Origin of the sequence: Candidatus Hakubella thermalkaliphila, assembly GCF_013281975.1 — a bacterium.
Lineage (GTDB): Bacteria > Actinomycetota > Humimicrobiia > Hakubellales > Hakubellaceae > Hakubella > Hakubella thermalkaliphila.
Genome location: NZ_BLRZ01000083.1, coordinates 1 through 8,714, shown reverse-complemented (window position 1 = coordinate 8,714; position 8,714 = coordinate 1). Strand labels below are relative to the sequence as shown.

Here is an 8,714-nt window from a genome sequence, read left to right as displayed (position 1 = left end):
GTAAGCAAAAGAAAAAATTCCTGCCCCTAAGATTATCTTCTTAATTCTTAGTCTGGATCAGGCGGAATACAAAAAATTGGATGACGGGACTTGGTCTGCTGAAATTCTGTTATAATTTAATGCATGAATGAACCTGATCTTAAAAGACTTGCGGATTACCTTAGCAAATACCCGGTTATAATGGCTTATCTTTTTGGCTCTGAGGCAAAAAGTAAAGCAGGTCCTCTGAGTGATGTAGATATTGCTGTGTTTATCGACAAAGGCATCGACAAATCAGGGCGTTTTGACCTGAGACTCAGGTTGTCCAATGAATTATCATCCATCATGGGTAGAAGAGTTGACCTGGTCATATTGAACGATACGCCTGTGCAGCTTTCCTTCGAAATTATAAAGGGCGGAGAGTTGGTACTTTGCCGTGGTCAATCCACCAAAGTTGATGTGGAGACAGAAATACTATCTAAGTATCTGGACAGGAGATACTATGATAAAAGACACGCAGAACTTGCTCTGGAGAGAATAGCAGCGAGAGGACTTCAATCCCCATGACTCTGAAAGAAAAGGTGAGCAGAAAACTAGAGAACCTAAAAGAATATGTGGGTTATCTGAAGGGTTACCAGAGCCGCACAATAGAGGATCTGAAAAGAGATCCTACCTTGAGAGGTGCTGTGGAGAGGTACCTGCATCTTTCTGCCGAATGTGTGATAGACGTTGCTGAGATTATGATTTCGGAGCTGAGCCTTAGAAAACCTGAGGAATACAAGGAAAGTATAGATATACTGGGTGAGGTTGGAATCATACCAGATGAATTTGCATTCCACTTCTCACCCGTGGCTGGTTTCAGGAATATCCTGGTTCATGAGTATGCAAAGATAGATTTAGCGGAAGTGCATAGACATCTTCAAAAGGATCTGGGGGATTTTGAAAAGTTCTCTAAATATATCATTGATTATCTAAATAAAATCACCTGATAACACATGGGCCGCAGAGACAGAAGCTGACATCATCTCCATCGGAACCCTTACTATGTCTGCTCCCGCCCTGGAGCTTTTTAAGGAACTGTTCAGAGGTGCAGAGAGTTTGACAGAAGAATAGCAGAAGAGGGGGGCGTAGTATTAATATGAAGATACAGAGAGGAGTTACACCACATGGGGATGTTTGATACAGTCTGCTTTGACAAAGCGTATACATGTCCACTATGTCACGGAAAGATTGATTCTATCCAGGTTAAGGAATTTGAGAACGTACTGGAAAATTATCGGGTGAAAGATTGCCCTTCTCATGCTGAAGAGATTCGGATTATAAAGGATGAGCTGTTCTGTGACACTTGTTCAAAGCATATTGGAAAGAGTATTTATATTGTTGTAGGCAGAGGTATTCTTCTCGGAATAGTTGATACCCTGGAAGAAGCAAAGAAGCTTTTGAATGATTTGAATCTAGAAAAGCTTGTCTTATGGTATCACGACCTTTATCGGAGGTACATGAATGAGCAGAAAGAGAAAAATTCATATAGAAGGTTCTTGAATGATCTCCGTGAATGGTATGGTGAAAGGCTGCATGAAAGACCAGAAGATGATCTCGCTACAAAGGGAATTTGGTTCATCTGGAATTCGAGACATCTTAAGGGTGCTCTAAATCCCGTGGAATCCGTTGAAAGGTTTATGACCTACAAGAAGATGATTAAGGCATTAGATGAGCTCTGGGAAGCGGGGCACCAAGTTCTTGATGTCTATTACCCTGAAGAAGTAAGTGCGGGAGAAGAGAGATGGTCGGTTGATGTTTATCAGGATGAAATAAATGAACGATGCCACTTAAATTGGACCTGGACAGTGGTAAGCGAAAAGCAGTTGGAAGTGGATGGCGAGAAGGAAAGCCAACAGCCAGATTGGGTAGTTATAGCAGAAGAGCCATTTTCTGATGAAGTGGTCTGTCAAGCTGTGGGAAAGTGGCTACGGGACAGGGGTTATGAATTTGGAGTGAAAATGATATCTCCTGAACAGGCAAGAGGCTCTGGACTGATTAAAAAGTTAAAGGAAACAGATATAGAGTCAGAGAAGATGGGTGCTGTTTCTATGGAGACAGTCATGAAAGAATTGGACGAAGAGGAAGATAAAAGAATGGCGGGTCTTATAGAATCAAGGAAAGATAAGAAAAGGGTTTTCTACTATAAGGGGTTTTATGGTTCTCTTGTGCCTGATGTCGAATCTGATAGACTACTAGGCAAGATTGAAGGAGTAGAGGAAGATATTGTTTACCAGGGCAAGACAGTAAAGGAATGTGAGCAGAGATTCAGGGAGGCTGTGTCTCGGTACAAAAAGATTAGAGGGTCTTTAGATGGCTACTTTGACCCATAACAACGGGTATCCATGTGCGTTTGATCTTAATCTCTTACGCTGGGAGCGCTACGAATCTGAAGAAGGCAAAAATTCAGAGGTCAAAACGGTGCCTTCGGGTGAGCCATACACTTTGTGGATTGAGTGCCGTATGGCACTGCGAGCCGGTGATCGCCTCATATATCAGAGCGAAAAAGATACCACATTGATTCTAGAAGATTTAGAATGGTTGATCCAGCATCTTCGGCAGTTGGCATGTGGTGAAACAGATAAGATGGCATTTGATCCCATTGAGCCTGACTTTGGGTTGGCCATTTGCAGGCTTAGTGAAAGTGATGCATCGGTTATGATTTCATCGGCAGCTGAAATTCGGGCAGAGATGCCAACCGGTGCCACGAACCAGTCAACTGAACTAGCTGATCTGTTTGATGTGAGTGTATGGATTGACTATCCAAATCAGGTAAGCCACATTTATGGTGGTTATGGGCCGGGCTTGTATTTCTTCTCTGACGCACAGGATATTGAACGGTTCGCTTCCCAATTGCAAGGAGAGCTGGATGCACTCGGTTCATACAAAAGCAAAGAGCAAACATAGCCAAAAATCCACACAGCGTCATGGCTCCGTGTCTCCGACCACTATTTAGAGGAGTGGGAGATGCCAGAGAAACAGTATCGACGATAGGGAATGACTGTCTGTACTTGGACAGAATCTCGGGGGAGATGTCCTTGTACAGGCGCTCGAAGGCCGCTGGTGGCGCGATGTCCTGCACAAACTTGCCGTCAATGTCCGGATACCAGTTGTAGCGCCCCATGATGATCTTGCCCTGCACCTCGGGGATGGTGGCGTATTCCACCCACTTCATGGCCCATTCGGGGTTTCTGGCATTCTTGGGGATGACGAAATACATGGGCTGGCCAGGCAGGCCAGGCTCGAGTATCGTCAGACGAACCCTGGGATCCAGCTTTCCTTCCAGCATGAAGGTGTGGAACATGTCTACCCAGACGGGCCCCATCCAGATCTCGCCCCGGTTGAGGGTGTCTAGGGTGCCCACGTTGCCGGCGGTGCTTAGAGTTCGGCAAGCATACTCACAATCTCAATCGGCTTATAGAGATGGGTAATATAGCCTTGGAAAAGGCGGAATACAAAAAATTGGATGACGGAACCTGGTTTGCTGAAATTCTGTTATAATTTAATGGCTGAAACAAGGGAGTACATCAGGCACAAGGGGATAAAAAAGCTCAAGGACGGATGGGCTTTTCCCGTTCAACAAGGTGTTGCCACGCCTTTGTCAAAGGTAAGCAATAGGGACTTTTCAGTGGCCATGCTCAAAGATGGGGAGGGGGATTAGTAGGATATGGGCCCCGGGTTTTCAACGCAATTGCTGGATGGTGTTCTTGAGCGGGAAAGGGCAGAGCGGGAAGGTCGGCGCATACAGTTGATCAAAAAGGTTTTCGCCGCCATAGCCAGATTGGCCCAGGAGATCCTTTTTGAAGAGGCGTACCTTTTTGGTTCGATTGTGAAAACTCAGAGGTTCTCAAAAGGTTCTGATGTGGATATAGGCTTTGTGGGGTTAAGAGACGAAGATTTTTTTAAAGCCATGTCTTTTATTTCAAGAGAGATTGGCGTGGAGGTGGACGTCATTCAACTGGAAGGGCATAGACTGGAAGCCAGGGTAAAAAGGGAAGGGCTAAAATGGACAAGGAAAGTTTAGCCATATTGAGGGCAGAGACCCAGGTTCAAATTGGGGAGATTGAGAGGATATACGCCAAACTTGAGGAGCGAAAGCGGAAGAGAGGAAAGACAGGGATTGAAAGTGTAGCATATCAGTTACATAACCTTTACTGTGCCTTTAAAGACTTGTTCAAGATTATAGCAAACACTTTTGAAAATCACATACAAGACAAGAGTCAGTATCACCTGGAACTCTTGAAACGAATGACCATGCCTATCGAAGGTGTTAGGCCATCATTACTTTCGCAGAAAAGTTATGTACTGCTGGATAACCTCAGGTCCTTCAGGCATTTTTTCAGACACGCTTACTCTTATGAACTGGATGAAAGAAAGGTTAAAATAGTACTAGAAGACGCAATCACTTTAAGAGAACTCTATCGCCAGGATATTAAAACTTTTCTGGATAGTTTCATTTAAATAACAAGGTGATGAAGAAGATTAATATGGAAGAGATTATCCATCTCTTTAGGGTCTATCCTTTCATTGCGGCGGCCTACCAATTCGGCTCCACAGTCCGCAGCCAGGAGGGCCCCTTAAGCGATCTGGACATAGCCATTTTGGTAGAGGAGGAGCGAACCCCCTCGGCCGTAGACCTTCTGCGAATCGAACTCCTGCTCGCCTATGAACTCCAGAAACAACTCAACATGCCGGAAGTCGATCTCATTGCCCTCAACCGCCAACGACTACCCCTGCAGTATGCCGTTCTTCGGACGGGACGGTTGATATATGATGCTAACCCAAAGTACCGCATCCGGTTCACGCAAAAGGTCATTCAAGCCTACTTAGACTTCCAGCCTACCTTAAAGCTGATCGATCAATTCCACACCCGGGGTCGGCTGAGGAGGTGCGGTATCCTATGAGGAAAGAAGACGTACAGAGCAAGCTCGATATCATTGCGGAGAACTTAGACACGCAGAACTGACTCTGAAAAAAATAGCAGCGAGAGGGCTTCAATCTTCATGACTCTAGTTTCAAACAGGAGAATATCTAATGGATAAAGATTTTGTTAAAGAGATAGGGGTCGCTTTAAAAAAGGCTCCCCTACCCTTTAAGATCATTAGTGGAGTAGCCTTTGGTTCAAGGGTGAAGGATAGGGTCACTTCATATTCCGATTTTGACATACTTATTGTTGCCGAGGGAATTAATCCCAAGCGTCACAGAAGGGGAGAGGAGATAGTCCTTATAAAGAAAACGCTTCCTGCATTACCTCTTGATATACTTTTACTTACCAAGGGCGAGGTTCTCTCCAACTTTGAAAACCACAACCCTCTTTTCCTTGATATAGCAGAAGAGGGAGTAATTATTTTTGATAAGGATAGCTTCGTCGAAAGCCTTATGGCTGAAACAAGGGAGTATATCAGGCACAAGGGGATCAAGAAGCTCAAGGATGGATGGGCTTTTCCTGTTCAACCGGGCCGTGCCACCTTTTTGTCAAAGGTAAGCAATAAAGACTTTTCCCTGGCTATGCTTAAAGATGGCGAGAGGGATTTGACTATTGGGAAGAAGCTAGCGGAGGATGCCTTTTATGATAAGGCTGTCTATCACTTTCAGCAAGCAGTAGAAAAATGTATCAAATCCGTTCTCATAGCCATGGGGGTTTTCCAGAAGACTCATTTTGTTGGTGAGGTGCTTACAGGACTTGCAGAGAAGGAAGATTTTCCTGAAAAGTGGAGACAAGATATTCTTGAGGCGGCTGAGATATCTGAGGGCATGGAGCCAGAGGTAAGTCTCGGCAGGTACCCTGGCATAATAGAGGATAGTCTGTGGTTGCCATTTGAGGAATACGAAAAGGAAGATGCCGACAAGGCCCTGCAAAAGGCAGATAAGGTATTGTCTATAGCAAGAAGGTTTGTGGACGATTGGTTTTCTGGTGCATAGATAGAAGCGCTCGAAGGTATTCGTAGAGCAAGTACCCTCATTCTCAAAGAAGGGTTCAGCTCAGTCGGGTAATCATCACTGATAAAGGCGGTAAGCTTGTCCAGCCAGTTGAGCGCCTACCTACCTATTGCACAACCCCCTGTTTTCCCTTACAATAGCCTTCAAATCTAAATCATATTCATTTCAAAAGGAATCGCCCATGCACCGCCGCGCACCACGTCGCATGAAAATTAGGTTATTTTCAAGGGAGTGTTTAAACTGTCTCCTTTCAAGCTTGAGGATCTCTCCTTACTAGACGTGGCTATTCAGCACGATATCAAAATAGATGATACCACCCTACGGGATGGGGAGCAGACCGCGGGAGTCGTCTTTGCTAATAATGAAAAGAAGAGGATAGCCCGCCTTCTGGATGAAATTGGTGTGCATCAGATCGAGGTTGGTATCCCAGCTATGGGTGGTGATGAAAAGAAGACCATTTCGGATATTGTAAAGATGGGTCTCAGATCCAGCATCCTGGCCTGGAACCGGGCCGTCACCTCAGATATCCAGCATTCTCTGGACTGTGGGGTGGATGCCGTGGCCATCTCCATCTCGGCCTCCGACATTCACATAGAGCATAAGCTGCGCAAGGACAGGCAGTGGGTTCTGGAAAGCATTAAAAGGTACGTCGATTTTGCCAAAGAGCACAACCTCTACGTCTCGGTCAATGCCGAGGATGCTTCCCGAGCTGACCTGGAGTTTTTGGAGGAGTTCGCTCTGGTAGCCAAAGAACATGGGGCGGATCGGCTGAGATTTTGTGACACTTTGGGGATCCTGGATCCCTTCCGGACCTATCAGATAGTCCGATATTTGAAGGAGCGAGTAAATATAGATATTGAGATGCATACCCACAATGACTTCGGGATGGCTACAGCCAACGCCCTGGCTGGAGCCAAGGCCGGAGCTTCCTATATCAATACCACTGTGGTGGGGTTAGGCGAGAGAGCGGGCAACGCAGCTCTGGAGGAAGTGGTTATGGCCATGAAGCACATTGGCCGACTGGATCTGGGTATCAAAACGGAAAAGCTGCGGGAGCTCTCTGAGTATGTAGCCCAGGCCTCGGGCAGGACTATCCCAGTATGGAAAGCCATCGTGGGAGTCAACGTTTTTGCCCATGAGTCGGGCATTCATGCCGATGGAGTTCTGAAGAATCCCCTTAACTATGAGGCTTTCTCTCCCGAAGAGGTGGGGCTACAGCGTCAACTGGTCATCGGAAAGTACTCTGGGAAGGCTTCCATTCTGGCCAAATTCCGAGAGTATGGAATAGAACTCTCGGAGGAGGAAGCAGAGGTAATTCTCAGACATGTCCGGGCCACGGCTATCCAACTGAAAAGAGCTCTTTTTGATAAGGAGCTGGTCTATATTTATGAAGATTTTAAAGAAGGGAAGTTGGAATAGTGGGCAGGACCATAGCGGAGAAGATCCTTTCCGATCACTGCCAAAGGGAGGTCCGGGCAGGAGAGATAGTAGTCTGTGACCTTGACTTTCTGATGGCTCAGGATGGCACTGCTCCTCTGGCTATCAGCTCCTTTGAAAAGATGGGCGCCCAGAGGGTCTTCGATCCTCAAAAGATGGCCCTGGTTATCGATCACAATTCCCCCAGTCCTCTGGAGAGTGTTTCTAACCTTCACGCTCTGATGCGGAAGTTTGCTGCAGAACAGGGGGTCTTTCTCTACGATGTGGGAGAGGGTATCTGCCATCAGCTCGTTCCAGAGAGGGGTCACATCACCTGTGGCGATTTGGTCATTGGAGCTGATTCACATACCTGTACCTACGGGGCACTGAATCTTTTCTCTACCGGTGTAGGATCCACCGACCTGGCTGCCGCCATGATGACGGGTAAGCTCTGGTTCAAGGTTCCAGAGTCCATTCGGATCATTTTGAGAGGAAAGTTACCCCCGGGAGTATACGCCAAGGACCTCATTCTCCACCTGATTGGCAAATTTACGGCTGATGGTGCCACTTGCCGGGCGGTGGAATTCAGTGGCCAGTTAGTCGCTGATCTATCCATAGAAGCTCGCTTTACCATAGCTAACATGGTAGTAGAGATGGGAGCCAAAGCAGGTATCTTCGAGGCTGACGAGAGGGCTCTGCAATGGGTAACAGAGCGTTGTCCTAGAACTCCCAGGGTCATTGCCCCAGATCCAGATGCTTATTACCTTCAGACTATGGAGCTGGATGTCACCCAGCTCTCTCCTCAAGTGGCAAAACCTCACCAGGTAGATAGAGTGGTGGCTGTGGATGAGGTAGCAGTAGTGAGGATAGATCAGGCTGTGCTGGGCACCTGTACTAACGGGAGGCTGGAAGATCTGGAGGTCGCGGCGGCAATTCTCAAAGACAGAAAGGTCTATCCTGAGGTGAGGTTTATTGTAGTGCCTGCCTCGAGATACGTCTTGCTAGAGGCTATATCAAAAGGTATAATAGAGATTCTAATAACGGCCGGGGCAGCGCTAGTGGCTCCTGGCTGTGGTCCCTGCGTGGGTACCCATGCCGGGATACCCTCAATGACCGGAAGTCCGGTGTTTATAGAATTTCGAAAAAAGATGGGGGCGAAGGATTTAGCTATAACCGCTCCCAGCCCGGCCTCACGAAAGACCAGGGGGGCTTGCTCCCGGGAGGACCACCAACCAAAATTCTCACCTGCACCCAGGAACACCCCAGGACCTATCCCCTCCCTCAAATGAGGCACCAGACCCCCCCTCAAACGTCGGACCCCTCCCTCCACACCCCACGCT

Annotated in this window: 9 protein-coding genes and 2 pseudogenes; 10 read left to right on the top strand and 1 reads right to left on the bottom strand. The window is 47.0% G+C overall.

Going from position 1 to position 8,714, the window contains the following annotated elements; all coding sequences use genetic code 11:
• The first annotated feature begins 123 nt into the window (after positions 1-123).
• From mntA (HW443_RS08005) to HW443_RS07960, 10 genes and pseudogenes are all read left to right on the top strand, one after another.
• Positions 124-546, top strand: a complete 423-nt coding sequence (gene mntA / locus HW443_RS08005; RefSeq protein WP_176229551.1) for a type VII toxin-antitoxin system MntA family adenylyltransferase antitoxin — start codon at positions 124-126, stop codon at positions 544-546.
• The gene (hepT, locus tag HW443_RS08000) at positions 543-968 is read left to right on the top strand and encodes a type VII toxin-antitoxin system HepT family RNase toxin (RefSeq protein WP_258188320.1); all 426 of its coding nucleotides are present in this window, start codon (positions 543-545) and stop codon (positions 966-968) included. The genes mntA (HW443_RS08005) and hepT overlap by 4 nt, the downstream gene beginning before the upstream one ends.
• Before the next feature lie 183 nt (positions 969-1,151).
• On the top strand, positions 1,152-2,351 hold the full coding sequence (locus HW443_RS07995; protein WP_176238044.1) for a hypothetical protein: 1,200 nt from the start codon (positions 1,152-1,154) through the stop codon (positions 2,349-2,351).
• The gene (locus HW443_RS07990; protein WP_176229549.1) at positions 2,332-2,925 is read left to right on the top strand and encodes a WapI family immunity protein; all 594 of its coding nucleotides are present in this window, start codon (positions 2,332-2,334) and stop codon (positions 2,923-2,925) included. Before HW443_RS07995 ends, HW443_RS07990 begins: the two co-directional genes overlap by 20 nt.
• Before the next feature lie 760 nt (positions 2,926-3,685).
• A complete protein-coding gene (locus tag HW443_RS07985; RefSeq protein ID WP_176227025.1) occupies positions 3,686-4,042 on the top strand; it encodes a nucleotidyltransferase family protein in 357 nt (118 codons plus the stop codon).
• Entirely contained in the window at positions 4,024-4,479 is a 456-nt protein-coding gene (locus HW443_RS07980; protein ID WP_176233128.1) for a ribonuclease toxin HepT-like protein, read from the top strand. Before HW443_RS07985 ends, HW443_RS07980 begins: the two co-directional genes overlap by 19 nt.
• 26 nt (positions 4,480-4,505) lie before the next feature.
• Positions 4,506-4,922, top strand: a complete 417-nt coding sequence (gene mntA, locus HW443_RS07975; RefSeq protein ID WP_176233127.1) for a type VII toxin-antitoxin system MntA family adenylyltransferase antitoxin — start codon at positions 4,506-4,508, stop codon at positions 4,920-4,922.
• 130 nt (positions 4,923-5,052) lie between these two features.
• Positions 5,053-5,940, top strand: a complete 888-nt coding sequence (locus tag HW443_RS07970) for a HEPN domain-containing protein (RefSeq protein WP_176226343.1) — start codon at positions 5,053-5,055, stop codon at positions 5,938-5,940.
• A gap of 297 nt (positions 5,941-6,237) precedes the next feature.
• Positions 6,238-7,377, top strand: coding sequence for a homocitrate synthase (gene nifV, locus HW443_RS07965; protein WP_176238045.1), 1,140 nt, complete (start codon positions 6,238-6,240; stop codon positions 7,375-7,377).
• A pseudogene (locus tag HW443_RS07960) lies at positions 7,377-8,504 on the top strand (3-isopropylmalate dehydratase large subunit); the annotation flags it as partial. The gene nifV and the pseudogene HW443_RS07960, both read left to right, overlap by 1 nt.
• 47 nt (positions 8,505-8,551) lie before the next feature.
• Here HW443_RS07960 and HW443_RS13950 read toward each other — a convergent pair.
• Positions 8,552-8,635 (bottom strand): annotated as a pseudogene (locus HW443_RS13950) (3-isopropylmalate dehydratase); the annotation flags it as partial.
• Positions 8,636-8,714: the final 79 nt, after the last annotated feature.

Coding starts and splice junctions, on each gene's coding strand:
- mntA (WP_176229551.1), top strand. CDS start 124: ATGAATGAACCTGATCTTAAAAGACTTGCGGATTACCTTAGCAAATAC.
- hepT (WP_258188320.1), top strand. CDS start 543: ATGACTCTGAAAGAAAAGGTGAGCAGAAAACTAGAGAACCTAAAAGAA.
- HW443_RS07995 (WP_176238044.1), top strand. CDS start 1,152: ATGTTTGATACAGTCTGCTTTGACAAAGCGTATACATGTCCACTATGT.
- HW443_RS07990 (WP_176229549.1), top strand. CDS start 2,332: ATGGCTACTTTGACCCATAACAACGGGTATCCATGTGCGTTTGATCTT.
- HW443_RS07985 (WP_176227025.1), top strand. CDS start 3,686: ATGGGCCCCGGGTTTTCAACGCAATTGCTGGATGGTGTTCTTGAGCGG.
- HW443_RS07980 (WP_176233128.1), top strand. CDS start 4,024: ATGGACAAGGAAAGTTTAGCCATATTGAGGGCAGAGACCCAGGTTCAA.
- mntA (WP_176233127.1), top strand. CDS start 4,506: ATGGAAGAGATTATCCATCTCTTTAGGGTCTATCCTTTCATTGCGGCG.
- HW443_RS07970 (WP_176226343.1), top strand. CDS start 5,053: ATGGATAAAGATTTTGTTAAAGAGATAGGGGTCGCTTTAAAAAAGGCT.